Origin of the sequence: Variovorax sp. Root473, assembly GCF_001426505.1 — a bacterium.
Classification (GTDB): Bacteria; Pseudomonadota; Gammaproteobacteria; order Burkholderiales; family Burkholderiaceae_C; genus Variovorax.
Window position 1 is genome coordinate 267,575 of the sequence record NZ_LMEV01000015.1, and the last position, 26,451, is coordinate 294,025.

Here is a 26,451-nt window from a genome sequence, read left to right on the forward strand (position 1 = left end):
GGGCTCAATTCAAACAAAAATCAACGCTTGTCGAGACCAGCCGGCGGCCAGCTTTCAAGCTTCATACCCAAGGTGAGGCCACGCGAAGCGAGGACTTCCTTGATTTCGTTGAGCGACTTGCGACCCAGGTTCGGGGTCTTGAGCAACTCGTTCTCGGTGCGCTGGATCAGGTCACCGATGTAGTAGATGTTTTCGGCCTTCAGGCAGTTGGCCGAACGCACCGTCAGTTCGAGTTCGTCGACAGGGCGCAGCAGGATCGGATCGAATTGCTGGGCGCTGCGCGGTGCGGGTGCATCGAATGCAGCAAGTTCGCCGCCTTCGAGCTGCGCGAACACGGCGAGCTGCTCAACCAGGATTTTAGCCGATGCGCGAACCGCATCTTCGGCGCTGATCGCACCGTTGGTCTCGATCTCGACCAGCAGCTTGTCCAGGTCGGTACGCTGTTCGACGCGGGCGCTTTCGACGGTGTAGCTCACGCGCTTGACGGGCGAGAACGATGCGTCGAGAACGATGCGGCCGATCGACTTGGTCGGCTCGTCGGCGTAGCGACGCATCGTGCCGGGCACGTAGCCGCGACCCTTTTCAACCTTGATCTGCATGTCGAGCTTGCCGCCTTGCGACAGGTGCGCGATCACGTGGTCAGGGTTGATGATCTCGACGTCGTGCGGGGTCTGGATGTCCGATGCGAGGACCGGGCCTTCGCCGTCCTTGCGCAGGCTCAGCGTGACTTCGTCGCGGTTGTGGAGCTTGAACACCACGCCCTTGAGATTCAGCAGGATGTTGACGACGTCTTCCTGCACGCCGTCGATCGACGAGTACTCATGCAGAACGCCAGCAATCGTGACTTCGGTGGCCGAGTAGCCGACCATGGACGACAGCAGAACGCGACGCAGCGCGTTGCCGAGCGTATGGCCGTAGCCGCGCTCGAAAGGCTCGAGCGTGACCTTGGCCTTGTTGGCGGCAAGTTGCTCGACCTGGATGGTCTTGGGTTTCAGCAGGGTGGTTTGCATGCAGACTTCCTCTCAATACCCCCGGCTCGTTACACCGGTAAGGCTGGTGAAGCGCCTGATCCGCAACAAAGTGCGGAGCAGGAACGTGAACAACAATATCAATCTCCCGCCGGCGCAAAGATGCACTGGCGGGTAGAGAAAATCAACGCGAATACAGTTCGACGATCAGCGATTCGTTGATGTCGGCTGCGAATTCGTCGCGATCCGGGACCTTCTTGAAGGTGCCTTCGGCCTTGTCGGCGTTCACATCGACCCAGGCCGGCATGCCGACTTGCTGGGCGAGTTGCAGCGCTTCGACAATGCGGTTCTGCTTCTTGGACTTTTCGCGCACGGCGATCACGTCACCGGTCTTGACCAGGTACGACGGGATGTTGACCGACTGGCCGTTCACGGTGATCGCCTTGTGCGACACGAGCTGGCGTGCTTCGGCGCGCGTCGAACCGAAGCCCATGCGGTAGACCACGTTGTCCAGGCGCGACTCGAGAATGAACAGCAGGTTGGCACCGGTGTTGCCACGGCGGCGATCGGCTTCTTCGAAGTAGCGGCGGAACTGCTTCTCGAGCACGCCGTACATGCGCTTGACCTTCTGCTTCTCACGCAGCTGCAGACCGTAGTCGGAGGTGCGCTGACCCGAGGTGCGACCGTGCTGGCCGGGCTTGGAGTCGAACTTGGCCTTGTCCTGGATCGAACGGCGGGCGCTCTTCAGGAACAGGTCGGTGCCTTCACGGCGGGAAAGTTTGGCCTTGGGGCCGAGGTAACGTGCCACGGTATTTCCTTGGTGTCATCTGCCGCAGTTGCCTGCGGGAGCCGTCGGCGGAAGTGCCGATGGCGGTGGGCTTAGTGAAAAAACAAATGCGCAGCCGCTCGAAAGCTGGCTGCGCCTTGCGGACTGACGATCAGATGCGGCGACGCTTCTGGGGACGGCAGCCGTTGTGCGGAACGGGCGTCACGTCGGCAATGGAATTGATCCGGATGCCGAGCGCAGCCAGTGCGCGCACCGACGACTCGCGACCAGGACCGGGGCCCTTGATCTCGACGTCGAGGTTCTTGATACCTTGTTCGACAGCAGCACGGCCGGCCACTTCGGAAGCGACCTGCGCAGCGAACGGGGTCGACTTGCGCGAGCCCTTGAAGCCCTGGCCACCCGACGAAGCCCACGACAGGGCGTTGCCCTGGCGATCGGTGATCGTGATGATGGTGTTGTTGAACGAGGCATGCACGTGGGCGATACCGTCCGCAACGTTCTTGCGAACCTTCTTGCGAACGCGCTGTGCGGCGTTGTTTGCAGGTGCTTTAGCCATGCTTGTCTATCCTTATTTCTTCAGGGACTGCGCAGCCTTGCGCGGACCCTTGCGGGTGCGGGCATTGGTGCGCGTGCGCTGGCCGCGCATCGGCAGGCCGCGACGGTGACGGAAGCCGCGATAGCAGCCGATGTCCATCAAACGCTTGATGTTCATCGTCGTCTCGCGACGCAGATCGCCTTCGATCGTGAACAGAGCGATCTGGTCGCGGATCTTTTCGAGATCGGCGTCGGTCAGATCCTTGATCTTCTTCGAATATTCGATGCCGCTCGCTTCGCAGATTTGACGGGCGCGGGTGCGACCGATACCGAAAATGGCGGTCAGGCCGATTTCAGCGTGCTTGTGCGGCGGGATGTTGATGCCAGCAATACGTGCCATGTGCGTCCTCTAATACTCTTCAATCAACCCTGGCGCTGCTTGTGGCGCGGGTCGGTGCAAATCACACGCACCACACCTTTACGGCGGATGACCTTGCAATTACGGCAGATGGTTTTGACCGAAGCCGAAACTCTCATTTCATTCTCCTAAAACTGTTTAACGTGGCGGTCTACCGCCCGGACTCAATACTGAAACTCACAGCCCTACGATGTCTTGAAGTTCGCCTTCTTCAGCAGCGATTCGTACTGCTGGGACATCATGTAGTTTTGCACCTGGGCCATGAAGTCCATCGTGACGACCACGATGATCAGCAGGGAGGTACCACCGAAGTAGAACGGCACGTTGTACTTCAGGATCAGGAACTCGGGCAGCAGGCAGACGAAGGTGATGTACACCGCGCCGGCCAACGTCAGGCGAACCAGAATCTTGTCGATATAGCGAGCGGTCTGGTCACCCGGGCGAATGCCAGGAATGAACGCACCACTCTTCTTCAGGTTGTCGGCCGTTTCCTTGCTGTTGAACACGAGTGCCGTGTAGAAGAAGCAGAAGAAAACGATCGCAGCGGCATACAGCAGCACGTAGATCGGCTCGCCCGGACGCAGTGCGCTGGCGATGTCCTTGATCCAGCGGAAGCCACCGTCACCAGCGCTGAACCAGCCCACCACCGTTGCCGGCAGCAGAATGATCGACGACGCGAAGATCGGAGGAATCACACCGGCCATGTTCAGCTTCAGGGGCAGGTGCGACGACTGACCGCCGTAGACCTTGTTGCCAACCTGGCGCCGCGCATAGTTCACGAGGATCTTGCGCTGACCGCGTTCCACGAACACCACGAAGTAGGTGACCAGCACCACAACCGCGATGATGAAGAGCGCAACGATGGGGTTCATCGCACCGGTCGTCACCAGCGAAGCCAGGCCACCGATCGCACCGGGCAGACCGGCCGCGATACCTGCAAAGATCAGGATCGAGATGCCGTTGCCCAGGCCGCGTTCGGTGATCTGCTCGCCGAGCCACATCAGGAACATCGAACCAGCGGTCAGGCTCACCATGGCGGTCAGGCGGAAGCCGAAACCGGGGGCGATCACCAGACCGGCCGACGATTCGAGGGCCACTGCGATGCTGAACGACTGGAACAGAGCCAGGCCGAGCGCGCCATAGCGCGTGTACTGCGTGATCTTGCGGCGACCGGCCTCGCCTTCCTTCTTCAATTGCTCGAAGGTCGGAAGCACGTAGGTCATCAGCTGCATGATGATCGACGCCGAGATGTACGGCATGATCCCCAACGCGAACACGGTGAAACGCGACAGCGCCCCGCCCGAGAACATGTTGAACAGGCTCAGAATGCCGCCCTGCTGGCCCTGGAACAACGCTGCCAGCTGATCCGGGTTGATACCCGGCACAGGAATGTGCGCGCCAATCCGGTAGACCACGAGCGCGAGCAGCAAAAAGACGAGCCGACGACGGAGGTCGCCGAACTTGCCTGTTTTTGCGATCGTTGCCGCGTTAGTTGCCACGAAGAACTTCTTTCAGTCCGAAGGTGATCAGGCGAGGCTGCCGCCGGCTGCTTCGATCGCAGCCTTGGCACCAGCGGTCGCCCCCACGCCCGTCAGCTTGACGGCCTTGGTGAGTTCGCCGGTCTTGATGATCTTGACGACCTTGGCGAGCTGGCCCACGAGGCCGGCTTGCTTCAGTGCCAGGACATCGACTTCGGCCAGGCCGAGCTGCTCGAGCGCAGTCAGCGTGACTTCGGCGTTGTACTTCAGCAGGTGCGACTTGAAGCCGCGCTTGGGCAGGCGACGCTGCAGAGGCATTTGACCGCCTTCGAAGCCCACCTTGTGGAAGCCGCCTGCGCGCGACTTCTGGCCCTTGTGACCGCGACCTGCGGTCTTGCCGATGCCCGAGCCGATGCCGCGGCCGACGCGACGCTTGGCGTGCTTGGCGCCAGCTGCCGGCTTGATGCCATTGAGTTCCATATCAGTCTCTCTTACAGAACTTTGACCAGATAACTGATCTTGTTGATCATGCCGCGCACCGCGGGCGTGTCTTGCAGCTCGCTCACGCTGTTGAGCTTGCGCAGGCCGAGGCCACGCACGGTCGCGCGATGCGATTCCTTGGTGCCAATCGGGCTCTTGACCAATTGCACCTTGAGGGTTTGTTGTTGCGTCATTTGAATGCTTCCTTCAGCCTTGCGAGAGCTTGCGCTCAGGCGAAGATTTCTTCGACGGTGAGACCGCGCTTGGCAGCCACTTGGCCGGCCGTCGTCGAGTTCTTCAACCCGTCGAGCGTGGCGCGAACCATGTTGTAGGGGTTCGACGAACCATGGCTCTTGGCCACGATGTCGGTGATGCCCATGACTTCGAACACGGCGCGCATCGGGCCGCCGGCAATGATGCCGGTACCCTTGGGAGCCGGGTACATCACGACGGTGGCGGCACCGTGGTGACCTTGCACCTGGTGGTGCAGCGTACCGTTCTTGATCGGAGCCTTGAACAGGTTGCGGCGAGCCTCTTCCATTGCCTTCTGCACGGCAGCAGGCACTTCCTTGGACTTGCCCTTGCCCATGCCGACGCGGCCATCGCCGTCACCGACCACGGTCAGCGCTGCGAAACCGAGGATACGACCACCCTTCACCACCTTGGTGACGCGGTTGATCGCGATCATCTTCTCGCGCAGACCGTCCTCAGGACCTTCGTTCTGCGTTCTTGCTTGAATCTTTGCCATTTTGAATCTCGTGTCCGATTAGAACTGCAGACCGGCTTCGCGGGCTGCCTCGGCCAGCGCCTTGACGCGGCCGTGGTAGGCGAAACCTGCGCGATCGAAAGCGACCTTCTCGACGCCGGCAGCCTTCGCCTTTTCAGCGATGCGCTTGCCGATGGCGGTGGCAGCGGCGGCATTGCCACCCTTGCCCGAGGCGCCGAGTGCTGCGCGCACTTCGGCTTCGGCGGTCGATGCGGTTGCGATCACCTTGGTGCCGTCGTCGGAAATGACGGTGGCATAGATGTGCAGGTTGGTGCGGTTCACCGTGAGGCGAGCCACGCCCTGCGTCGCGATGCGGATGCGGGTCTGGCGCGAGCGGCGAAGACGCTGTGCTTTTTTGGTCAACATCATTTTGCTGCCCCTTACTTCTTCTTGGTCTCTTTGATCACGATCTTCTCGTCCGCATAGCGAATGCCCTTGCCCTTGTAAGGCTCTGGCGGACGAACAGCGCGGATCTCAGCGGCGATCTGGCCGACGCGTTGACGGTCAGCGCCCTTGATCACCACTTCGGTCGGGGTCGCGGTGGTCACCGTGATGCCTTGCGGCATGTCGATGTTGACCGGGTGCGAGTAACCGACTTGCAGGTTCAGCTTGGCGCCGGACGCTGCAGCCTTGTAGCCGACGCCGACCAGGTTCAGCTTCTTCTCGAAGCCCTTGGTCACGCCAACCACCATGTTGTTCACCAGCTGGCGAATCGTGCCGCTCATCGCATTCGCTTCACGCGATTCGTTGGCGGGCTCGAAGCTCAGCTTGCCGTCGTTGTTGACGATGTTCACCAGCGCATTGCGAGCCAGGCTGAGCGTGCCGCCCGTGCCCTTGACGCTGATCTGGTCTTCCTTGATCGACACATCCACTCCTGCGGGGATGGCGACCGGCATTTTTCCTACTCGGGACATTTCAGTAACTCCTCGATGTCTCGGTTAGGCGACGTAGCACAGAACTTCGCCACCGACGCCGGTAGCGCGAGCCTTGCGGTCGGTCATCACGCCCTGGGGGGTCGTGACGATCGCAACGCCGAGGCCGTTCTGGACTTGCGGGATGGCGGCACTGGCCTTGTAGACGCGCAGGCCGGGGCGGCTCACGCGCTCGATACGTTCGATGACCGGGCGGCCAGCGTAGTACTTCAGCGTGATGACGAGCTCGGACTTGCCGGCATCGGTCTTTACTTCGAAACCGTCGATGTAGCCTTCGTCCTTCAGGACTTGTGCAATCGCAGCCTTCACCTTGGAAGACGGGATCGACACAGTGGGCTTCGCCACCATCTGCGCGTTACGGATACGCGTCAGCAGGTCGGCAATGGGATCACTCATGCTCATGTTGTTTGCTCCTGCCTGGCTTACCAGCTGGCCTTGGTGACACCGGGGATGTCGCCGTTGAAAGCCAGTTCGCGGATCTTGGCGCGGGCCAGACCGAATTGACGGAAGGTGCCACGGGGGCGACCGGTGATTTCGCAACGGTTGCGCTGGCGCGTGGGGTTCGCGTTGCGCGGGAGCTTCTGCAGGGCCAGGCGGGCCGCTGCGCGCTCTTCGTCGCTCTTCTTCGCGTCGTTGGAAGTTGCCTTCAGTTCTGCGTGCTTCGCAGCGAACTTGGCAACCAGCTTGTCGCGCTTGAGTTCGCGCTGGATCAAAGATGCTTTAGCCACAGATCACCTCAGTTCTTGAACGGGAAACGGAAGCCAGCGAGAAGCGCCTTGGCTTCTTCGTCGGTCTTGGCCGTCGTCGTGATGCTGATATTGAGACCGCGCAAGGCGTCGACCTTGTCGTACTCGATCTCAGGAAAAATGATCTGCTCTTTGACGCCGATGTTGTAGTTGCCACGGCCGTCGAATGCGCGACCCGAGATACCACGGAAGTCACGCACGCGGGGCAGGGCCACGGTGACGAAACGATCCAGGAACTCGTACATGTGCACGCCACGCAGCGTGACCATGCAGCCGATCGGCTGGTTTTCGCGGATCTTGAAGCCGGCAATGGCCTTCTTCGACTTGGTGACCACGGGCTTCTGGCCAGCGATCTTGGTCAGGTCGGCGACAGCGTTGTCGAGGACCTTCTTGTCGGCGACTGCCTCACCCACACCCATGTTCAGGGTGATCTTGGTGAGACGCGGAACCTGCATCGGCGACTTGTAGCCGAACTTTTCCGTCAGGTCTTTCGCGATCTTTTCGCGATAGTGTTGTTGGAGACGTGCCATGTGAGTACCTTTTAGGCGAACTTGATTTCGTCGCCGCTCGACTTGAAGACGCGAACAGCCACGCGCTTGCCGTCGGCACCTTGGGTGATCTTGATGCCCACGCGATCGGCCTTGCCGGTCGCAGCATTGAAGATCGCCACGTTGGATTGGTGGATCGGCATGGTCTTCTCGACGATGCCACCGGTCGTACCCTTGAGGGGGTTCGGCTTGGTGTGCTTCTTGACGAGGTTGATGCCGTCGACGATCACATGCGAGTCGTCTGCGCGCAGCGACACGACGCCGCGCTTGCCCTTGTCACGACCGGCCAACACGATGACCTGGTCGCCTTTGCGAATCTTGTTCATGGCGTTGTGTCCTTAGAGAACTTCGGGTGCCAGCGACACGATCTTCATGAACTTCTCGGTGCGCAGTTCGCGCGTGACCGGTCCGAAGATGCGGGTGCCGATAGGCTCCAGCTTGGCGTTGAGCAGCACGGCGGCATTGCCGTCGAACTTGACGAGCGAACCGTCAGCGCGACGGATGCCCTTGGCGGTGCGGACCACCACTGCACTGTAGATCTCGCCCTTCTTGACGCGACCACGCGGAGCGGCTTCCTTGATGCTGACCTTGATGACGTCGCCCACGCTGGCGTAACGCCGCTTGGAGCCACCGAGCACCTTGATACACAGGACGGATTTCGCGCCCGTGTTGTCGGCCACTTCGAGCCGGGATTCAGTTTGGATCATTTCTTGATATTCCCAACTTGTACCGATGAGCCTCCAGGAGGGAGACACCGCGGTCAGTCTTGGGCCCGTCGTCCACGCCCCGAACCACTCGAGACGCTTCCGCTTTGGGCTGAAAGCTTCGCCTTTTGAAAGCGAAGCCCGCGATTGTGGCATCCATGCTCCGGGATGTCAACTGCCTCATTACACGAACTTCGACAGCCGCTAGACTTTGTGGCGTGCGCGCCCCTCTCCACCCCCATGTTTCGCAGCCTTCCATGCTGCGCCGACAGCTGCTGGCGGGCGGCGCAGGATTGCTGGGACTGGGTTCGCTGGGGCTCGCAGGCTGCCGCAGCGCAGCCCCTGCCTCAGACACCGGCCGGCTGCGACCCCTGGGGGAAGCCCGCTGGGCGCATCGACTGCATATAGACAGAGACAGCACCCCAGTGGGCGGCCTGTCGGGCATCGACTACGACACGGTCGGAGGTGAGTACCTGCTTCTCAGCGATGACCGATCAGACTTGGCTCCGATCCGTTGCTACACGGCGCGATGGCCACTGCCCGGCGACACCGCCCCTGAACCCGGCGGCGTTGTCCAGCTGCAACGCCCCGGCGGGGGTCTTTGGCCCGGGCGGCGCCAGGCAATCGCCGGTTTGCCCGTTCCCGACCCCGAAGCCCTGCGCCTGCGTCCCTCGACCGGCACCCTGCTCTGGACCAGCGAAGGCGACATCGCCCGCGGGTTTGGCCCCGCCCTGTATGAATCAGCGCGCGACGGCCGCTTCCTGCGCGAATTCACCCTGCCGGCGATGTTTGCCCCGGACCCGACCGGGCACCGCGGCCCGCGTGACAACCTGACGTTCGAAGGCCTGGCCCTCACGCCCGACGACCGCTCGGCCTGGCTCGCGATGGAAAACGCTCTGGTCCAGGACGGCCCGCCCCCGACCACCTCCGCTCCCGGCGGCCCTTGCCGCTTCACCCAGGTCGACCTGTCGACCGGCCGCGCCGGGCGCCAGATCGCCTACGCGCCCGACGCCATCCCGTTGCGCCCGCGGGTGCCAGGCACCTACGCCGACAACGGCGTGAGCGAGGTGCTGATGCTCGACGCCCATCGCATGCTGGTGCTGGAGCGCGCCTACGCCACAGGCGCCGGCAATTCGCTGCGCCTGTATGAGATCGACACCCGGGCCGCCGACGACGTGCTCGCCATCGATGTCCTCGCCCCCGGCAACCACCGGCCGGCCGCCAAGACGCTCGTGGCCGACTTCGCCACCCTCGGCCTTGCGCGCCTCGACAACACCGAGGGCATGTGCTGGGGCCCTCCGTTGCCCGACGGCCGCCGCCTGCTGGTGGTCGTGAGCGACGACAATTTCAACCCACTGCAAGTGACGCAGTTCGCCGCCTTCGCCTACACCGACCGACCATGACCATCGCCGTGACCTTCCTGCCCCGCACCGCGCCGGGTCCCCTGCCCCCCATCGCCTTCATCGGCGGCGGCAACATGGCCAGCGCCATCATCGGCGGCCTGATCCAGCAAGGCGTTGCCGCCGACAACTTCGAGGTCGTCGAGCCCTTCGAAGACGCCCGCACCAGGCTCGCCCAGTCCTACGGCATCGTCGCCCAGGCCGAGGCCACCGAGGCTCTCGCGCGCTGCGCCGTGGTGGTGTGGGCGGTCAAGCCCCAGACCTTCGCGGAAGCCGCGCGCCCGGTGCGCGCCTTTGCCGGCGACGCCCTGCACCTGAGCGTGGCCGCGGGCATTCCGTCCGACAGCATCGCCCGCTGGCTCGGCACCGAGCGCGTGGTGCGCGCCATGCCCAACACGCCCGCGCTGGTGGGCAAGGGCATGACCGGGCTGTTCGCGCGGGCTGGCGTCGAAGGCGCCGACCGTGCACGCGTCGGCCAGCTGCTGGCACCGACCGGCGAGCTGATCTGGGTCGACGCCGAGCCCGCGCTCGACGCGGTGACCGCCATGTCGGGCTCCGGCCCGGCCTACGTGTTCTATTTCATCGAGGCGATGACCGAGGCCGGCGTCGAGATGGGCCTCACGCCCGACCAGGCCCAGCGGCTGGCCATCGGCACGTTCACCGGCGCCTCGGCACTGGCGCACAGCGCGACCGAGCCGCCGTCGGTGCTGCGCGAACGCGTGACCTCCAAGGGCGGCACGACCTACGCGGCCCTGAGCGCGCTCGAAGCCTCCGATGTGAAGGGGCAGTTCAAGACCGCCATCCGCGCCGCGCAGAAGCGCGCGGCCGAGCTGGGCGAGGAGTTCGGGCGCGGCTGAACCGGCGGGTTATCGGGCGGTGTAGCCCGCCACGATGCCGACGAACACCGCGAAACCCAGCCAGTGGTTTTCACGGAACGCCTTGAAGCAGCCCTCGCGCGTGCGGTCATGGATCAGGCGCCAGTGCCAGAGCGCCTGGGCCGCTGCCACGGCAATGCCCAGGTAGAACAGCACGCCCAGCGACCGGCTGGCCCCAGCCCAGATCCAGACCGCCAGGAAGATCGCGTAGCTGGCCATCACGGCCGCCACGTCGAAGCGGCCGAAGGTGATGGCCGAGGTCTTCATGCCGATCTTCAGGTCATCGTCGCGGTCCACCATGGCGTACTCGGTGTCGTAGGCCAGCACCCAGAACAGGTTGCCCGCCAGCAGCCACCAGGCGAAGGCCGGCACCGTCGACTGCACCGCGGCAAAGGCCATGGGAATGCCGAAGCTGAAGGCGATGCCCAGCACCGCCTGCGGGATCGACACGAAGCGCTTGGCAAACGGATAGATCAGCGTAATCGCCAATGCCGCGAACGACCACAGCACCGTCGTGCGGTTGGTGGTGAGCACCAGCCCGAAAGACAGCAGCGCCAGCACCGCGCCCAGGCCCAGCGCTTCCCTGACCGACAAGGCGCCGCTCGTCACGGGGCGCTGGGCGGTGCGCTTCACATGGCGATCGAACTCGCGGTCGGCCACGTCGTTGACGCAGCAGCCCGCGCTGCGCATCAGGAACGTGCCCAGCGTGAACACCACGACGAGGTGCCAACCGGGCCAGCCATCGGCCACGAACCAGAGCGCGCCCAGCGTGGGCCACAGCAACAGCAGCCAGCCGGCCGGCCGGTTCCAGCGGATCAGATCGAGGTAGAGCGCAAAACGGCGGGCGAGAGGCATGCGGAAAGCGACAAGGCAGACGTCAAAAGAGCGGCCATTGTGCCGCTCTCCGAAGGGCTCCCGGCACACCCGAGGTGCCGGGAGATCAGGCAGACGTCATCACTCTTCGAGCAGCGAGCGCAGCATCCAGGCCGTCTGGTCGTGCACCGTGCAGCGCGCGGTCAGCATGTCGGCGGTCGGGTCGTCGCCAGCCTCTTCGGCCACCGGGATGAACTCGCGTGCGATGCGCGACACGGTTTCGTGGCCCTTCACGAGGATGCGCACCATCTCCATCGCCTTGGGCGGATTCAGCGGCACGTCGGGCACGGTGGCGATCTTGCTGAACTCGGCGTACGAGCCCGGCGCGTAGTGGCCCAGCGCGCGGATGCGCTCGGCGATCACGTCGGTCGAGTTCCACAGCTCGGTGTACTGCGTCATGAACATCGCATGCAGCGAGTTGAAGTGCGGACCCGTCACGTTCCAGTGGAAGTTGTGGGTCGTGAGGTACAGCGTGTAGGTGTCGGCCAGTACGCGGCTCAGCCCTTCGGCAATCGCCGCGCGGTCCTGGCGCTCGATGCCGATGTTGATCAGCGGCGCATTGCGGCTGCCCGACTCCTGCGCGACGACGGCGCCGCCCTTCTTCGGCACCTTGCCGGCGGAAGCAGCGGGCGACGGGGACTTGGTTTTTTTCGGGGGTTTGGCCATGGCGTAGAGGTCTTTCTTGAAGTTGGGTGAACGACACCGAAATTCTGAAAGCCGGCGGGCGGCTTCGCAACAGCTTCACTCTATCCCAGCGATCGGCGATCCCAAACAGCCCGCGCGTAGGCGAAGGCCCCGAATCGCTAGGAGAGTCGTTTGACACCCGGCAGCTCGCACGCGTAGATCGCGTTGCGCAGCGCCGCAATCGCCTCGTAGCGCGTGAAGGTGCGGCGCCAGGCCAGCACCACGCGGCGCATCGGCGGGTCGCGGTCCTGCGCGTCGCGCACGGGCAGGTAGCGCACCATCTGCTCGGAATCCTTGCGGCCCTTGCCCCTGGGCTTGAGCGCCTCGGCCGGCACCGACAGCCGCGGCACCAGCGTCACGCCCATGCCCGAGGCCACCATGTGCTTGATGGTCTCCAGCGACGAGCCCTCGAAGCTCTTGCGGATGCCCTCGGCGTTGCTCGAGAAGCGCGCGAACTCGGGGCACACCTCCAGCACGTGGTCGCGGAAACAGTGGCCCGTGCCCAGCAGCAGCATCGTCTCGTTCTGCAGCTCTTCCGACGTGATCGACTCGCGGTCGGCGAACTTGTGCTTCACCGGCAGCGCCGCCATGAACGGCTCGTCGTACAGCGGCGCCATCGCCAGCCCCGTGTCGGGAAAGGGCTCGGCCATGATCGCGCAGTCGATCTCGCCGGCACGCAGCATCTCGAGCAGCTTGACCGTGAAGTTCTCCTGCAGCACCAGCGGCATCTGCGGCGTGCGCGCGATCACCTGGCGCACCAGGTCGGGCAGCAGGTACGGCCCGATCGTGTAGATCACGCCCAGGTTCAGCGGGCCGGCCAGCGGGTCTTTTCCGCGCTTGGCAATCTCCTTGATGCTGGCGGCCTGGTCGAGCACGCTCTGCGCCTGCTGGACGATCTGCTCGCCGAGCGGCGTCACGGTCACTTCACCGGCGCTGCGCTCGAAGAGCTTGACCTCGAGTTCGTCCTCGAGCTTCTTGATGGCCACCGAAAGCGTCGGCTGGGACACATAGCAGGCCTCGGCCGCCTTGCCGAAGTGCCGCTCGCGGGCGACTGCGACGATGTATTTGAGTTCGGTGAGAGTCATAGCTTGCGTCAATTATGCGCAAGGGTGTGTGACCCGGCTGGGGCGGGGTTAAAAGTCGCGGGCTGCGATCAGCCAGCGCGGCCCCAGGCCCATTGCACTGGTTGCCCGCCGTTCAAGGGCATCGGCTCCCCTTGATGGACATGTATTTCGAAGCACTGGTTGCGGGCGTTGGATTGCCCAGCAAGGCCGAAATGCCAAACGAAGTCAGCGTCGATTTTGAGGTCCACCCTGCGCTCGACGAGCGCCTTCGGCGACTACGCCGCCTGGACCAGGAGGAGGAAAGACAGAACGTAGTCAAGCCGGCGAAACGGTCCAAACCGGATGCGTTATCACATGGAACTGTGCTGGCGTTGGCGGGCATCGCGTGCGTCCACATCCATCGCGGACGCCAGGCTGAACGAAAGCCTGGCTGTTCGTGCTCGTACTGGCCGGCGCCGCGTTGCTCTACCTCGGTGCGCGTCACCTGCTCATCTACCCACGCGATACAGGCTCACGTCTCGAAACCTACATGGCCGCCGTGACGTTCGCCCCCTGCATCGTTTCAGGACTCGTCGCCCTGTTCCTCAAGCCTTGACGGCTGCTTCCACTCAGCCAATGCGCGCGATCGCCGTCCCCGCCGCCACATAGCCCCCCGCCGCCGCGGCAAAAGCGATGCGCCCCGCGCGATGCGCGACGACCTGCATCTCCATCTTCATCGCCTCCATCACCGCGATCACCGCGCCTTCGACGACCTCGTCACCGTCGGCGACTTTCCATCCTTGCAACGTGCCCGACACCGGCGCCGCCACGGCGGCCGCATCGACCGCTGGTGCGTTCGCAACGCCAGGCGAAGCAGCAACACCAGCACCACCCGCCGCCGCCAACCCACGCAGCAACTCCGCCGGCAGCCCCAGCGACATGCGCCGCCCGTCGATCTCGATGGCCGTGCGGTGCAGCGACGCATCCGGCAGCGGATCGGGCCGCATGCCTGCCGCTTCGTCGTTCGCAAAGTCGGTCTCGATCCAGCGGGTGTGGACCTTGAAGGCGTCTTCCGACACGAAGTCGGGGTGCGCCATCACGGCGCGGTGAAACGGCAGCACGGTCGCCAGGCCTTCGATGCGGAATTCCTTCAGCGCGCGGCGTGCGCGTGCGATCGCCCGGGCGCGCGTGGCGCCGGTGACGATGAGCTTGGCCATCAGCGAGTCGAAGGTGCCGGGCACCTGCGAGCCGGCGTCCACGCCGGTGTCGACCCGCACGCCGGGGCCCGAGGGTGCGTCGAACACATGGACGGGGCCGGGCGTCGGCAGGAAGCCGCGGCCCACGTCTTCGGCGTTGATGCGGAACTCGAAGGAGTGGCCGCGCGGCGCGGGCGTCTCCTTGATGGACAACGGCAGGCCTTGCGCGATGCGCAGCTGTTCGATGACGAGGTCGATGCCGGTGGTTTCCTCGGTCACGGGGTGCTCGACCTGCAGGCGCGTGTTGACCTCGAGGAAGGAAATCGCGCCGCTCGCGCTCAGCATGAACTCGACGGTGCCGGCGCCGGTGTAGCCGGCAGCGGCGCAGATGTCGCGCGCCGATTGGTGGATGCGTTCGCGCTGCGCGTCGCTCAGGAACGGCGCGGGCGCTTCTTCGACCAGCTTCTGGTTGCGTCGTTGCAGCGAGCAGTCGCGCGTGCCGAGTACGACGACATTGCCGTGCGTGTCGGCGATGACCTGCGCCTCGACGTGGCGCGGGCGGTCGAGGAACTGCTCGACGTAGCACTCGCCGCGGCCGAACGCGGTGATGGCTTCGCGCACGGCCGATTCGTAAAGGCCTTCGACCTCGTCGAGCCGCCAAGCGACCTTGATGCCGCGCCCGCCGCCGCCGAAGGCCGCCTTGATGGCGATCGGCAGGCCGTGCTGTTCGGCAAAGGCGAGCACCTCGCCCGCGTTGCTCACCGGGTCGGCCGTGCCCGCGACGAGCGGTGCGCCGACCTTCAGTGCGAGCTTGCGGGCCTGCACCTTGTCGCCCAGCGTGGCGATGGCCGCAGGCGAGGGGCCGATCCATGTGAGGCCGGCGTCGATCACCGCCTGCGCGAAGGCCGCACTTTCCGAGAGGAAGCCGTAGCCGGGGTGCACGGCGTCGGCGCCGCTGCGCTTCGCGATGGCCAGCAGCTTGGGAATGTTCAGGTAGGTGTCGGCCGGGCGGTGGCCGTCCAGCCCGTAGGCCTCGTCGGCCCGGCGCACGTGCAGCGCATTCAGGTCAGGGTCGGCGTAGACGGCGACCGACTGCACACCGTGGTCGGCGCAAGCGCGCGCGATGCGCACGGCGATTTCGCCGCGGTTGGCGATCAGGACTTTTTTCATCGCGGGACTCTCGATCTCAAATCAAAGTTCGATCGGGCCGTGGCCGGCCATCGGTTGGAAGCGGACGCGGGCGTTCACGGGGATCTGCCCCGCACGGTCCAGGTGGTGGGTGGCGACCGACGCGATCACGGGATAACCGCCGGTGAGCGGGTGGTCGGCCAGGAACAGCACGGGCTGGCCGCTGGGCGGCACCTGGATCGAACCGCGCGCCGTGCCCTCGCTGGGCAACTCGGCGGTGTTCGCACGCACGAGCGGCTGTTCGCCATTGAGGCGGATGCCGACGCGGTTCGACTGCGGCGTCACCACCCACGGCTGGCTGCACAGGCGCTCGACGGCGTCGGCGGTGAACCAGTCGGTGCGCGGGCCGAGCACGATGTCGAGCACGACTTCTTCATGCACGGTGGGCAGGTCGGCCGGCGGTGCTTCGGTGGCGCCGACGACAGCGCCAATGGCGACGGCGCGCACGGGCAACACGTCGCCCGCGGCCACGGCCGGCGGGCCGATGCGGGCCAGCGTGTCAGTCGCGCAGCTGCCGAGCACGGGCGCCACGGCAAAGCCGCCGCGCACGGCCAGGTAGCTGCGAATGCCGGCGACGGGCTCGCCGAACGTGACGGTGTCGCCATCGGCCAGCGCAACGGGCTGGTAGCGTGGCAGCGGCCATTGCGCGCCGTCGGCGCGGATCAGCGTGAGCGGGCCGTCGGCGCCGGTGACAGCGATCACCGCGTTGCCGCGGCAGACGAACTGAAAGCCGCCGTAGGCGAGCTCGAGGCACGCGGCATCCGACGCATTGCCGACCAATCGATTCGCAGCTTGCAGCGAGCGATGGTCCATCGCGCCAGAGGCGGACACGCCCTGCCGCGCCTGGCCATGGCGACCACCGTCCTGCCACAGCGCCTGCAAGCCAGCGGCGCGAACTTCGAACGCGCTGCCGCCTTCAACGGCCGCAGGTGCGGGCGCCGCAACCACGGGCTCGGCCACAGGCAACGCCACCTTCAACGACGTGACATCGACAAAGCGCACCGCATCGCCCGGCTGCAGCAGCGCGGGCGTCTCGCGCGACAGGTCCCACATCGGCGTGTCGGTCACGCCGATGATCTGCCAGCCGCCGGGGCTGGCCTGCGGGTACACGCCGCTGAAGCTGCCCGCGAGCCCGACCGCGCCGGCCGGGATGCGGGTGCGCGGCACCGCGCGGCGCGGCACGTTCAGGCTCGGGTGGCCGCCGCTCAGGTAGGCGAAGCCGGGCGCGAAACCGGTGAAGGCGACGGTGTAGTCGCTGCCGGTGTGGCGGCGCACCAGTTCGTCGGGCGTGATGCCGAGCAGGCCCGCCACTTCGGCCATGTCTTCGCCGTCGTAGCGCACGGGAATCTCGATGCGCTTGTCCACGTGCGTCTCGCGGGCGTCGAGCTTCCGCTGGCGCACGGCATGCGCCAGTGCAGCCGCCGACAGCACGGCGGGCCGGAAGGTGATGAGGATGGTGCGCGCGGCGGGCACCAACTCGTCGATGCCGGCGATGGGCTCGGCGCGCAGCGAGGCCAGCAGCGCGAGCGTCTGCGCCAGGTCGTCGAGTTCGACCAGCACGGCATTCAGGTTGACAGGCAGAAAGCGCATCGACGTCGTCATGCGGTCGCAGCCTCGGCGAACGGGCGGACCGTCACGCCGGCCTGCACGAGCCGCTCGCGCACGCGTCGCGCCATCTCGACCGCGCCGGGGCTGTCGCCGTGCACGCAAATCGAATCGGCACGGATGCGCACCACGCTGCCGTCGATGGCGGTGACCGTGCCTTCGTTCGCCAGCCGCAGCATGCGCTCGGCCACGTCGCTCGCGTCGTGCAGCACGGCGCCGGGTTCGCGGCGCGACACCAGCGTGCCTTGCGGCGTGTAGGCCCGATCGGCAAAGGCCTCGGCCACCACGCGCAGGCCTGCGGCCTCGGCCCAGCCCAGCAGCGGCGAACCCGCGAGCGCGACGAGCACGAGACCCGCGTCGATTTCGCGGATAGCGGCGATGACGTCGCGCGCCTGGCGCTCGTCGTGCGCGATGGTGTTGTACAGCGCGCCGTGCGGCTTCACGTAGCGCACCGCGGTGCCGGCCGCGGCGGCCAGGCCTTTCAATGCGCCGATCTGGTAGATCACGTCGGCGCGCAGGTCGGCGCTGTCGACGTCCATGTTGCGGCGGCCGAAGCCGACGAGGTCGCGGTAGGCCACATGGGCACCCACAGCCACGCCACGTTCCTTCGCCTGGCGCAGCGTGCGCAGGATGCCCGCGGGGTCGCCGGCGTGGAAGCCGCAGGCCACGTTGGCGCTGCTGACGATGTCCAGCATGGCGGCGTCGTCGCCCATGCGCCAGACGCCGAGGCTCTCGCCGAGGTCACTGTTCAAGTCGATGTTCATCGGGGGTCTCCGGCGTGCACGCACGCCTCAGGAATCAATGCAGCCGGCCGGCGGTTTCGCGCACGTCGTGGCGCACGGTGAGCGCGGTGCGGATCGCCACGCGGAAGGCTTCCACCTGCGCGGCCAGCGCCATGCTCGCCACGCCGGGTTTCGAGGCGGCCTGCTCGGGCAGGTAGGGCACGTGGACAAAGCCGCCGCGCGTGTGCGCCAGCGCCGGGCGCGTCGCGAGCCGGTGCATCAGCGCGTAGAAGATGTGGTTGCACACGAAGGTGCCGGCGCTGTTCGACACGGCTGCGGGCAGGCCCGCCGCACGCATGTCGCGCACCATGGCCTTGATCGGCAGCGTCGAGAAATAGGCCGCCGGGCCGTTCTTGACCACGGGGAGGTCGATGGGCTGCTGCCCGGCGTTGTCGGGGATACGCGCGTCGTCGATGTTCAGCGCGGCGCGCTCCATCGAGATCTCGGTGCGCCCGCCCGCCGCGCCGACGCACAGCACCAGCTGCAGCGGCGAGCCGGCCAGCGCGGCGTCGAGCGTGTCGATGGCGCGGCCGAACACGCAGGGCAGCTGCACCGCCTGCACCACGGCGCCTTCGCAGGCCCAGCCGTCGAGCGCGCGGGCAATTTCCCACGCCGGGTTGACCGGGTCGTTCTCGAAGGGCTCGAAGCCCGCGACCAGCACGCGGCGTGCCTTCGCATCGGTGAGGGTGGTCATGCGCGGTGCCTCAGCGGAACATCAGGAAATACAGCAGGAAGATGTTGACCACCAGCAGCGCGGCCGCAGTCGGTATCTGCACCTTGATCACCGCGTTCTTGTCGGGCAACTCCAGCAGCGCCGCGGGCACGATGTTGAAGTTGGCCGCCATCGGCGTCATGAGCGTGCCGCAGTAGCCCGAGAACATGCCGATGGCCGCCATCACGGCCGGGTCGCCGTGGTACACGCCCACCAGCACCGGCACGCCGACGCCGCCCGTCATCACCGGGAAGGCCGCGAAGCCGTTGCCCATGATGATGGTGAACAGCGCCATGCCCAGCACGTACACCGCCACGGCGACGAAGCGGATGTCCATGTTGATGTAGCTGGTGGTGATGTGCGCCACCGCCTTGCCCACGCCGGCGTCGGAGAACACCAGGCCCAGCATGCCGAGCATCTGCGGCAGCACCACGGCCCAGCCGAGCGCGTCGGTCAGGCGGCGCGACTCGCGCATGCCCTGCACGGGCGTCTCGCGCGTCAGCCAGCAGGCCAGTGCGAGCGCCACCACGCAGCCGATGCCCAGGCTCACCAGCGTGGTGTTCTTGGGGTCGAGCAGCAGCGTGCCGCCGAGCTTGATGTGGCTCATGCCCACCGTGCCGATCACGGTGACGAGCGGGATCGCCAGTGCCGGAATGAACAGCTTGTTGCCCAGGCGCGTGGCGCTGGCCTGGTACTGCGCGGGCGTGGGTTCGCGGTGCTTGCCCGCGCCGACGCCGCGCAGGCCGGCGATGACGGCCATGCCGATCGCGCCGACGCCGACCAGCGCGGGCGGCAGCTTGTCGCCAACGAGGAAGACCAGTGCATAGATGCCCCAGAAGAGCGCGCTCGTGTAGCGCTTGGGATGCTGGCGGTCGGCCAGCGTCATCACGGCGGTGATGGCGAGGATGACGCCGACCAGGAGGTACAGGTGCTGGATCGAGAGAATCATGGTGATCAGCGTCCTTCCTTGGCGGGCACGACGGTGGCAACGGGTGCGTGGGCATCCGCCGCACCGCCCAACTCACGGGCCAGCGCCTGGTCGAGCCGGCGCAGGCGCCAGGCGTGGATGATGAAAGCGGCAATGGCCGTCGGAATGCCCCACATCGCGACGTGCAGCGGCTCCACGTCGATGCCCGCCTCGTGCAGGAAGGTGGTCATGAGCACGATGGCGCCGAAGGCCACGAAGATGTCTTCGCCGAAGAACAGGCCGACGTTGTCGGTGGCCGCGGCGTAGGCGCGCAGCTTGTGGCGGATGCGGTCGGGCAGCTTGCCGTAGCGCGTTTCGGTGGCGCCTTCGGCCATCGGCGCAAGCAGCGGACGCACCATCTGCGGATGGCCGCCCAGGCTGGTCAGGCCCATGGCCGCCGTGAGTTCGCGCGCGGCGAGGTACACGATCAGCAGGCGGCCGGCGGTGGCCGACTTGATGCGGCTGATCCAGTTCTGCGCGTGCTGGCGCAGGCCGTGGCGCTCCAGCAGCCCGATCACTGCCAGCGGCAGAAGAATGATCAGCGGCAGGTTGCGCGTCTTGATGAAGCCGGTGCCGATGGCCGTGAGGATCGCCATCGGGCTGAAGCCCGCGGCAAACGCGGTCACGATGGCCGTGACTATCACGACCAGCATCGGATTGAAGCGCAGGATGAACCCCGCAATGATCACGGCCACGCCGATCAGCGGCCACAGGGGGACTTCAGGTGTCATGGTGGGTCTTTCGTTGCAATGCAAAACACCGGTGCGGGTCACCGGCGCGGTCGATTTATGCAAATCTCATGCCAATGAATGAGCAATTCATTTCAAATGAATCACTCATAAATAACAAGTTGTTGAACAATTTCACGTAGTGTGCCCAACAACAGTGCCTGAATACCCCCATGAAAACCCTGAAACGGGGCGTCTGGGTGCGTCCGTGCGGCGGGGCGCCGGCGGCCTCTGTTAGAACGCAGGCTCGCTGCGACCCGCTCTTTTTTTCTCTCTACCGACCGGCATGACCCGACTGGATTCCCCCCCTTCCTCCGCTTCGCCGGCCGCCGGCGCGCTCACGCTCAACGACCGCGTGGCCGAGCTGATCCGCCAGAAGATCGTGAAGGGCGAGTTCTCGCCGGGGCAGCGGCTGTCGGAGGCCGCGCTGGCCGAGAGCCTGGAAATTTCGCGCAACACCCTGCGCGAGGTGTTCCGCACGCTGACCAAGGAAGGCCTGCTCAAGCACGCGCCCAACCGCGGCGTGTTCGTGGCGGTGCCGAGCATCGCGTCGATCATCGACATCTACCGCGTGCGCCGGCTCATCGAGTGCCAGGCGCTGGCGCAGGCCTACCCGCGCCACCCCGCCAAGAAGCACATGCGCGAGGCGGTCGAGATGGCGCTGAAATGCCGCGACGCCGGCGACTGGCTCGGCGTGGGCACGGCCAACATGGAGTTCCACAAGGGCATCGTCGAGCTGGCCGACAGCGAGCGGCTCAACGTGCTGTTCGCCCACATCCTGGTCGAGCTGCGGCTGGCCTTCGGGCTGCTGAAAGACCCGGAGTTTTTGCACGCGCCCTACGTGGACATGAACACGAAGCTGCTCGAACTCATCGAGGCCGGCAAGTTCGCCGAAGGCTCGGCGGCGCTGAACGACTACCTCATCCACTCCGAGCGCATCGTGCTCGCGGTGTATGCGCGGCAGATGCCCGAGAGCGGCGTGGACGGCTGAGGTCGCCTGCAGATAATGGCGGCTCCTTTTCGCTCGACGGACACGCCATGACCCTGTCTGCCTACCTGCTGTTCCTGCCCGCCTGCTTCGCCATCAACATGGCGTTCGGCCCCAACAACCTGCTGTCGGTCACCAACGGCGCGAAGCACGGCGTTTCGCCGGCCGTCATTGCGGCCAGCGGCCGGCTCGTGGCCTTCGCGGTCATGATCGCCATCGCGGGCCTGGGCATGGGCGCGGTGCTGGTGGCATCGGAGCTGGCCTTCGACGTGATCAAGTACATCGGCGCGGCGTACCTCGTGTGGATCGGCGTCCGGCTGCTGCGTGCGCCGGCACCGACCGCGCAGGTGCAGGCGCACGAAGTGGCGCCGCCGTCGATGCGCGCACTGGTGCGCCAGGAGTTCACGGTGGCGGCCGGCAACCCGAAGGCGATTTTGGTGTTCACCGCCTTCTTCCCGCAGTTCGTGGTGCCCGGCGCGTATGCGTCGAGCTACCTGCTGCTGGGCCTGACCTTCCTGGTGTTCGAGCTGGTCGCGATCGCGCTCTATGCGCTGCTCGGCGCGCGCATGCGCCGCCTGGCCAACGGCAGCCGCGCGATGCGCTGGTTCAACCGCGTGAGCGGCAGCATGATGGTTGGCTTCGGGCTGATCCTCGCGTTCACGCGCCGGCCGGCCTGATCGACCTCAGGCCTTGAGGTACTCGGCCTTCGTGCCGAGCCAGCGGTCGATGTGGCGCTGCGCGAGTTCGGGGTGTTTCTGCAGCATCACCGGCGCCAACTCGCGCGCCCAGTCGAGCAGCAGCGTGTCGGTCGCAAGGTCGGCAAAGCGCAGCAGCGGCGCGCCCGACTGGCGTGCGCCCAAAAATTCGCCGGGCCCGCGAATCTCCAGGTCGCGCCGCGCGATCTCGAAGCCGTCGCCGGTCTCGGCCATGGCCTTGAGCCGCGCGCGCGCCGCTTCGCCCACGCGCCCGCTGTCGCCCGGCGCATAGAGCAGCACGCAGGCCGAGGCCGCCGCGCCGCGTCCCACGCGCCCGCGCAGCTGGTGCAGCTGCGAGAGCCCGAAGCGCTCGGCATGCTCGATCACCATCAGCGAGGCGTTGGGCACGTCGACGCCCACTTCGATCACCGTGGTGCTCACGAGCACCTGGATCTCGTTCGCGGTGAAGGCCGCCATCACCGCCTGCTTCTCGGCCGTGGGCATGCGCGAATGCAGCAGGCCGACGTGGATGTGTTCGCCCAGCGTGCCGGCGAGCTCGTCGCGCGTCTCGGTGGCGTTGCGCAGGTCGACCGCCTCGCTCTCCTCGATCAGCGGACAGACCCAGTAGACCTGCCGGCCCTGCGCGATCTGCGCCTGGATGCGGTCGATGACCTCGTCGCGCCGGTGGTCGGCCACCAGCTTGGTGACGATGGGCGTGCGGCCGGGCGGCAGCTCGTCGAGCGTCGACACGTCGAGGTCGGCGTAGTAGCTCATCGCGAGCGTGCGCGGGATCGGCGTGGCGCTCATCATCAGCAGGTGCGGTTCGAGATCGCCGCCCGCTTTGCCGCGCAGCGCGAGGCGCTGCGCAACGCCGAAGCGGTGCTGCTCGTCGATGATCGCCAGCGCAAGCTTCTTGAAGCGCACCTTCTCCGAGATGACCGCGTGCGTGCCGATGACCAGCGCGGCCTCGCCGCTTTCGACGGCGGCCGACATCTCGTCGCGCTCTTTCTTTTTCTGGCTGCCCGTGAGCCAGGCCACGCGCAGGCCGCGCGCGGCCAGCAGCGGATCGAGCCAGCCGACCAGCTTGCCGAAGTGCTGGGCCGCGAGGATTTCGGTGGGCGCCATCAGCGCGCACTGGAAACCCGCGTCGATGCACCGCGCCGCGGCCAGTGCCGCGACCACGGTCTTGCCCGAGCCCACGTCGCCTTGCAGCAGGCGGTGCATCGGAATCTGGCGGTGCAGGTCGGCCGTGATCTCTTCGCCCACGCGCTGCTGCGCACCGGTGAGGCCGAAGGGCAGCACGGCGAGCAGCTGCGCATGCAGCGAACTCGCCAACGGCTCGGCGGACGACGGCAGCACGGGCGCACGCTGCGCCGCACGCTCCAGCCGCGCCTGCAACTGCGAGAGCTGCTGGGCCAGCAGCTCCTCGGCCTTGATGCGCTGCCACGCCGGGTGGCTGTGGTCTTCGAGCGCGGCGATTGACACGTCGGGCGTCGGGTAGTGCAAAAAGCTCAGCGCGCTGCGCAGGTCCCATGCGCCGCGCAGGCCGATCTGCACGGGGATGGTTTCGTCGAGCAGCGCGCGCGCCAGGCCCGAACGCACCTCGCGCCGCAGCACCGGCTGCGCGAGCCCGGCGACGGTCGAGTACACCGGCGTGAGCGCATTGGGCAGCGCCGTGCCGGCCGCCTTGACGGTCGGGTGCATGATCTGCCGCCCCACGAAACCGCCGCGCATCTCGCCGCGCACGCGCACGTTGGCGCCCACCGCGAGCTGCTTTTGCTGCGACGGATAGAAGTTGAAGAAGCGCAGCTGGCAGGTGTCGCTGCCGTCGTCGATGGTGGCGATGAGCTGGCGGCGCGGGCGGAACACCACCTCGCATTCGGTGACCACGCCCTCGACCTGCACCATGTCGCCGTCGCGCGTGTCGGCCAGGCGCACGATGCGCGTCTCGTCTTCGTAGCGCATCGGCAGGTAGAGCGCGAAGTCGATGTCGCGCACGAGGCCGAGCTTGCGCAGCGCGCGCTGCACGAGGCTCAGGCCGGTGCCGGGCGGTGACGCCGGCGCGGCGGGGGAAGTCGGTTCTTTCTTGGCGGGCACGGACAAGGCTTCTAGCGTGGACGGCAAAGGTCCGTCAAGGCGCTGCGGGCATCGGGGAACATGAACTGGAAGCCGGTGCGCAGCAGCTGCGCCGGCACCACGCGCTGGCCTTCGAGCAGCAGGTCGGCCTGCTCGCCGAGCAGCAGCTTCACGGGCGCGGCGGGCGTGGGCATCCAGCAGGGGCGGTGCAGCACGCCGGCGGCGACGCGGGTGAAGGCCTCCTGGCTGACCGCACCGGGCGCGGTGACGTTGAAGGCCTGCGCGGTGGCCGGACCTGTGGCCGGCTCCGTCACGGTCCACACATGCGCGATGGCGCGAACCAGGTCATGCACATGCACCCACGACAGCCACTGCCGCCCGCTGCCCAGGCGCCCGCCCATGCCCAGCTGCACGGGCATCAGCAGCTGCGGCAACGAACCCTGGTGGCCCAGCACGAAGCCGAAGCGCAAGCAGGCCACGCGCACACCATGCGCCACAGCCGCGTGCGCGGCCTGCTCCCAGCGCTGGCACAGCGTCGACATGAAGATGTCCTGCGGCGGCGCGTCTTCGGCGAGCTCGGTGGCGTCGCCCTGCGGCTGCACGCCGTAGTAGCCGATGGCCGAGCCCGAGAGCAACAGCCATGGCTTGCGCGGGCGCGCCGCGATCCATGCGACGAGCTGTTGCGTCAGGCCTTCGCGGCTTTGCAGAAGTTGCCGCTGGCGCCGCGCGCTCCAGCGCTGGCCGAGGATGCGCGCGCCCGCGAGGTTGACGACCACGTCGATGGCGTCCGCGGCGGGAATCTGGTCGAGCGACTGCACGCAGCGCACCGCGCCGCCGAAGCCCCAGGCGGCGGCGCGCGCGTCGCGCGTCCACACCGTCACTGCATGGCCGTCGGCCAGCAGGTGGCGCACGAGGATCTGGCCAATGAAGCCGGTGCCACCCGTCACCAGCACCTGCTGCGGTTTGATGCCGAAGCGTACCGGTGCCTCGGCGTCGCGCACCTGCATCTGCTTGTGTTGTTTGAACAGCGCGCGCGCCGCGAAGCCGTCGCGCAGGCCCGAGATGCCGACGCCCACACCGCACAGCGCGAGGAAGGCACTGAGCCAGCCGTGCGGCTGCCACAGCATCGCCGTCGGTTGGTCTGCCCAGCCGACCGCGCTCATCGCCAGCAGCGCGATGAACGCGCCGGCATTGATGGCCAGCACCGTGTGCGTCACGCGTTCGGTGGGCGGCAGCAGGCGGCTGCCGTCTTCGACCACGAAGTCCCACAGCGTGAGCACGATCTCGATGCCGAATACCACGAGCAGCACCCACGCCCACGCGCCATGCCACGCCCACGCCGACAGGCCGAGAAACAGCGCGCAATAGATCGACGAGCGCGTGGCGTGGATCGCCAGCTCGCGCCCGGCCGTGCCGCGGCGCGGCAGGGCCTCGGTGCCTTCGTGGTGGTAGAGCGTGTCGAAGGCGCCCAGCGCACCCTGCGCCGCCATGAGCTGCAGGGCCAGCAGGTGCGTGTCGATCATGCGGACGCGGCCTGCGGCTGCGGCACTTCCTCGAACACGCCGACCTGCGTGAAGGTGGTGCCCATCAGGCAGTGGCGGATTTCGATGCGGATGTTGAAGCGCTCGGGCGTCTCGTTGTGGTGCCAGAGAAAGGTCTTGCCCGGCGTGAACAGGCCCGGCAGCGGAATGCGCCAGCCGAACACCTCCCAGAAATAGCCGTCGCTCTGGAAATGCAGGCTGCCGTTCTCCACGCTCAGCATCAGCTTCATGCCCAGTCCCATGCCCACGTACTCCAGCACCTCGCCGCGTTCGCTCTCGCGCATGAAGCTGGTGAACTGGATCGGCTGGCGCCCGTGCAGGCGGTAGATGCGCTGCTTGTAGATGGCCGGGTCGTCGGGCCGGGCGTAGACCTGGATCTCCACCGGGAAGTGGCTATCGCTGTAGGGAATCAGCGCGCCCTGGATCATCGGCTGCGTGAGGTGCCCCAAGAGCTTGCCGAAGCGCGAGCAGCGCAGCTCGCTGAGCGCGCCCAGGTAGTGCAGCGCCTTGCCCGGCAGAGGGTTCTTGTCGAAGCGCCGGCGGATGTCGGGGTGCAGCCCCATCCAGGCGCCGCCCAGGATCTTCTTGAAGAGCTCGCCTTCGGAAGGAGGGGCTGGGGGCGGCGTGACACGCGCGACGGAAGAATCGACCATGCGTCGATTCTGCCTCGGCAACCCCGGGCCAACCCTCACGCGGCGCCGTGATTCCGGGCCATGGGACAATCGCCGCTCCCCGCT

Annotated in this window: 33 protein-coding genes; 5 read left to right on the plus strand and 28 right to left on the minus strand. The window is 66.5% G+C overall.

All coding sequences use genetic code 11. From position 1 onward, the window contains the following. Positions 1 to 20: 20 nt before the first annotated feature. The 16 genes from ASD34_RS10925 to rplN form a co-directional block, all read right to left on the minus strand. Positions 21 to 1,010, minus strand: a complete 990-nt coding sequence (locus ASD34_RS10925; protein WP_056576973.1) for a DNA-directed RNA polymerase subunit alpha — start codon at positions 1,008 to 1,010, stop codon at positions 21 to 23. A 142-nt stretch (positions 1,011 to 1,152) separates the two neighbouring features. Next, positions 1,153 to 1,776 (minus strand): 30S ribosomal protein S4, encoded by a 624-nt coding sequence (gene rpsD / locus ASD34_RS10930; protein ID WP_056576976.1) that lies wholly within the window; start codon positions 1,774 to 1,776, stop codon positions 1,153 to 1,155. Positions 1,777 to 1,906: 130 nt separating this feature from the next. Continuing rightward, on the minus strand, positions 1,907 to 2,311 hold the full coding sequence (gene rpsK / locus ASD34_RS10935; RefSeq protein ID WP_009124825.1) for a 30S ribosomal protein S11: 405 nt from the start codon (positions 2,309 to 2,311) through the stop codon (positions 1,907 to 1,909). A gap of 12 nt (positions 2,312 to 2,323) precedes the next feature. Beyond that, on the minus strand, positions 2,324 to 2,689 hold the full coding sequence (gene rpsM, locus ASD34_RS10940; RefSeq protein ID WP_013544105.1) for a 30S ribosomal protein S13: 366 nt from the start codon (positions 2,687 to 2,689) through the stop codon (positions 2,324 to 2,326). Positions 2,690 to 2,712: 23 nt separating this feature from the next. Then, complete coding sequence (rpmJ, locus tag ASD34_RS27080) at positions 2,713 to 2,826, minus strand: 50S ribosomal protein L36 (RefSeq protein WP_013544106.1); 114 nt, start codon at positions 2,824 to 2,826, stop codon at positions 2,713 to 2,715. Positions 2,827 to 2,892: 66 nt separating this feature from the next. Then, a complete protein-coding gene (gene secY / locus ASD34_RS10945) occupies positions 2,893 to 4,206 on the minus strand; it encodes a preprotein translocase subunit SecY (RefSeq protein ID WP_056576979.1) in 1,314 nt (437 codons plus the stop codon). Positions 4,207 to 4,233: 27 nt separating this feature from the next. Then, positions 4,234 to 4,665, minus strand: a complete 432-nt coding sequence (gene rplO / locus ASD34_RS10950) for a 50S ribosomal protein L15 (protein WP_056576982.1) — start codon at positions 4,663 to 4,665, stop codon at positions 4,234 to 4,236. An 11-nt stretch (positions 4,666 to 4,676) separates the two neighbouring features. Next, positions 4,677 to 4,859 (minus strand): 50S ribosomal protein L30, encoded by a 183-nt coding sequence (gene rpmD / locus ASD34_RS10955; RefSeq protein WP_019653974.1) that lies wholly within the window; start codon positions 4,857 to 4,859, stop codon positions 4,677 to 4,679. 35 nt (positions 4,860 to 4,894) lie between these two features. Next, positions 4,895 to 5,413: a 30S ribosomal protein S5 gene (gene rpsE, locus ASD34_RS10960; protein WP_056576983.1), complete on the minus strand. Its 519-nt coding sequence runs from the start codon at positions 5,411 to 5,413 to the stop codon at positions 4,895 to 4,897. An 18-nt stretch (positions 5,414 to 5,431) separates the two neighbouring features. Further along, entirely contained in the window at positions 5,432 to 5,797 is a 366-nt protein-coding gene (gene rplR / locus ASD34_RS10965) for a 50S ribosomal protein L18 (RefSeq protein WP_056577252.1), read from the minus strand. A 14-nt stretch (positions 5,798 to 5,811) separates the two neighbouring features. After that, complete coding sequence (gene rplF, locus ASD34_RS10970) at positions 5,812 to 6,345, minus strand: 50S ribosomal protein L6 (RefSeq protein WP_056576986.1); 534 nt, start codon at positions 6,343 to 6,345, stop codon at positions 5,812 to 5,814. Positions 6,346 to 6,369: 24 nt separating this feature from the next. After that, positions 6,370 to 6,765, minus strand: a complete 396-nt coding sequence (gene rpsH / locus ASD34_RS10975; protein WP_056516708.1) for a 30S ribosomal protein S8 — start codon at positions 6,763 to 6,765, stop codon at positions 6,370 to 6,372. Positions 6,766 to 6,785: 20 nt separating this feature from the next. After that, on the minus strand, positions 6,786 to 7,091 hold the full coding sequence (gene rpsN, locus ASD34_RS10980; RefSeq protein WP_056576989.1) for a 30S ribosomal protein S14: 306 nt from the start codon (positions 7,089 to 7,091) through the stop codon (positions 6,786 to 6,788). An 8-nt stretch (positions 7,092 to 7,099) separates the two neighbouring features. Continuing rightward, positions 7,100 to 7,639 carry a 50S ribosomal protein L5 gene (gene rplE, locus ASD34_RS10985; protein ID WP_056576993.1) on the minus strand — a complete coding sequence of 180 codons (540 nt, stop codon included), beginning with the start codon at positions 7,637 to 7,639 and terminating at the stop codon, positions 7,100 to 7,102. An 11-nt stretch (positions 7,640 to 7,650) separates the two neighbouring features. Next, positions 7,651 to 7,983, minus strand: coding sequence for a 50S ribosomal protein L24 (gene rplX, locus ASD34_RS10990; RefSeq protein ID WP_056576995.1), 333 nt, complete (start codon positions 7,981 to 7,983; stop codon positions 7,651 to 7,653). A gap of 12 nt (positions 7,984 to 7,995) precedes the next feature. Continuing rightward, positions 7,996 to 8,364: a 50S ribosomal protein L14 gene (rplN, locus tag ASD34_RS10995; protein ID WP_009124801.1), complete on the minus strand. Its 369-nt coding sequence runs from the start codon at positions 8,362 to 8,364 to the stop codon at positions 7,996 to 7,998. A gap of 254 nt (positions 8,365 to 8,618) precedes the next feature. Between rplN and ASD34_RS11000 the strand changes: the two genes are divergently transcribed. After that, the gene (locus ASD34_RS11000) at positions 8,619 to 9,764 is read left to right on the plus strand and encodes an esterase-like activity of phytase family protein (RefSeq protein WP_056576998.1); all 1,146 of its coding nucleotides are present in this window, start codon (positions 8,619 to 8,621) and stop codon (positions 9,762 to 9,764) included. After that, entirely contained in the window at positions 9,761 to 10,618 is an 858-nt protein-coding gene (proC, locus tag ASD34_RS11005; RefSeq protein ID WP_056577001.1) for a pyrroline-5-carboxylate reductase, read from the plus strand. The genes ASD34_RS11000 and proC overlap by 4 nt, the downstream gene beginning before the upstream one ends. Before the next feature lie 9 nt (positions 10,619 to 10,627). Here the strand turns inward: proC and ubiA are convergent, their stop codons facing one another. The 3 genes from ubiA to ASD34_RS11020 all read right to left on the minus strand — a co-directional run bounded on the left by ubiA (position 10,628) and on the right by ASD34_RS11020 (position 13,278). Then, positions 10,628 to 11,491 carry a 4-hydroxybenzoate octaprenyltransferase gene (gene ubiA, locus ASD34_RS11010; protein WP_056577005.1) on the minus strand — a complete coding sequence of 288 codons (864 nt, stop codon included), beginning with the start codon at positions 11,489 to 11,491 and terminating at the stop codon, positions 10,628 to 10,630. A gap of 99 nt (positions 11,492 to 11,590) precedes the next feature. After that, on the minus strand, positions 11,591 to 12,175 hold the full coding sequence (locus tag ASD34_RS11015) for a Dps family protein (RefSeq protein WP_056577008.1): 585 nt from the start codon (positions 12,173 to 12,175) through the stop codon (positions 11,591 to 11,593). 137 nt (positions 12,176 to 12,312) lie between these two features. Next, complete coding sequence (locus ASD34_RS11020; RefSeq protein ID WP_056577011.1) at positions 12,313 to 13,278, minus strand: LysR substrate-binding domain-containing protein; 966 nt, start codon at positions 13,276 to 13,278, stop codon at positions 12,313 to 12,315. Positions 13,279 to 13,693: 415 nt separating this feature from the next. Here ASD34_RS11020 and ASD34_RS27520 point away from each other — a divergent pair, with 415 nt between their 5' ends. Further along, complete coding sequence (locus ASD34_RS27520) at positions 13,694 to 13,852, plus strand: hypothetical protein (protein WP_157609677.1); 159 nt, start codon at positions 13,694 to 13,696, stop codon at positions 13,850 to 13,852. Between the two features lie 13 nt (positions 13,853 to 13,865). Here ASD34_RS27520 and ASD34_RS11025 read toward each other — a convergent pair whose 3' ends face one another. The 6 genes from ASD34_RS11025 to ASD34_RS11050 are packed head-to-tail and all read right to left on the minus strand — an operon-like array spanning position 13,866 to position 20,417. After that, a complete protein-coding gene (locus ASD34_RS11025; RefSeq protein WP_056577014.1) occupies positions 13,866 to 15,602 on the minus strand; it encodes an acetyl/propionyl/methylcrotonyl-CoA carboxylase subunit alpha in 1,737 nt (578 codons plus the stop codon). Between the two features lie 21 nt (positions 15,603 to 15,623). Next, positions 15,624 to 17,210, minus strand: coding sequence for an urea amidolyase family protein (locus ASD34_RS11030; RefSeq protein ID WP_056577018.1), 1,587 nt, complete (start codon positions 17,208 to 17,210; stop codon positions 15,624 to 15,626). 8 nt (positions 17,211 to 17,218) lie between these two features. After that, complete coding sequence (locus tag ASD34_RS11035; protein WP_056577021.1) at positions 17,219 to 17,989, minus strand: LamB/YcsF family protein; 771 nt, start codon at positions 17,987 to 17,989, stop codon at positions 17,219 to 17,221. A 34-nt stretch (positions 17,990 to 18,023) separates the two neighbouring features. Continuing rightward, a complete protein-coding gene (gene pcp, locus ASD34_RS11040; protein ID WP_056577023.1) occupies positions 18,024 to 18,701 on the minus strand; it encodes a pyroglutamyl-peptidase I in 678 nt (225 codons plus the stop codon). Between the two features lie 10 nt (positions 18,702 to 18,711). Next, complete coding sequence (locus tag ASD34_RS11045) at positions 18,712 to 19,668, minus strand: DUF979 domain-containing protein (RefSeq protein ID WP_056577026.1); 957 nt, start codon at positions 19,666 to 19,668, stop codon at positions 18,712 to 18,714. Between the two features lie 5 nt (positions 19,669 to 19,673). After that, positions 19,674 to 20,417 carry a DUF969 domain-containing protein gene (locus ASD34_RS11050; protein WP_056577028.1) on the minus strand — a complete coding sequence of 248 codons (744 nt, stop codon included), beginning with the start codon at positions 20,415 to 20,417 and terminating at the stop codon, positions 19,674 to 19,676. Positions 20,418 to 20,700: 283 nt separating this feature from the next. On the opposite strand from ASD34_RS11050, the gene ASD34_RS11055 reads away from it, so the two are divergent. Together ASD34_RS11055 and ASD34_RS11060 are read left to right on the plus strand one after the other, a co-directional pair. Next, positions 20,701 to 21,405 carry a GntR family transcriptional regulator gene (locus tag ASD34_RS11055; protein ID WP_056577031.1) on the plus strand — a complete coding sequence of 235 codons (705 nt, stop codon included), beginning with the start codon at positions 20,701 to 20,703 and terminating at the stop codon, positions 21,403 to 21,405. A gap of 47 nt (positions 21,406 to 21,452) precedes the next feature. Next, the gene (locus ASD34_RS11060) at positions 21,453 to 22,079 is read left to right on the plus strand and encodes a LysE family translocator (protein ID WP_056577034.1); all 627 of its coding nucleotides are present in this window, start codon (positions 21,453 to 21,455) and stop codon (positions 22,077 to 22,079) included. Positions 22,080 to 22,085: 6 nt separating this feature from the next. Here the strand turns inward: ASD34_RS11060 and recG are convergent, their stop codons facing one another. Genes recG through ASD34_RS11075 form a run of 3 tightly spaced genes read right to left on the minus strand, consistent with a single transcriptional unit; the run spans position 22,086 to position 26,367 of the window. Next, positions 22,086 to 24,194, minus strand: coding sequence for an ATP-dependent DNA helicase RecG (recG, locus tag ASD34_RS11065; RefSeq protein ID WP_235510029.1), 2,109 nt, complete (start codon positions 24,192 to 24,194; stop codon positions 22,086 to 22,088). An 11-nt stretch (positions 24,195 to 24,205) separates the two neighbouring features. Beyond that, entirely contained in the window at positions 24,206 to 25,696 is a 1,491-nt protein-coding gene (locus ASD34_RS11070) for a TIGR01777 family oxidoreductase (protein WP_056577041.1), read from the minus strand. Next, entirely contained in the window at positions 25,693 to 26,367 is a 675-nt protein-coding gene (locus tag ASD34_RS11075; RefSeq protein ID WP_056577044.1) for a DUF4166 domain-containing protein, read from the minus strand. Before ASD34_RS11075 ends, ASD34_RS11070 begins: the two co-directional genes overlap by 4 nt. Between the last annotated feature and the right edge of the window lie 84 nt (positions 26,368 to 26,451).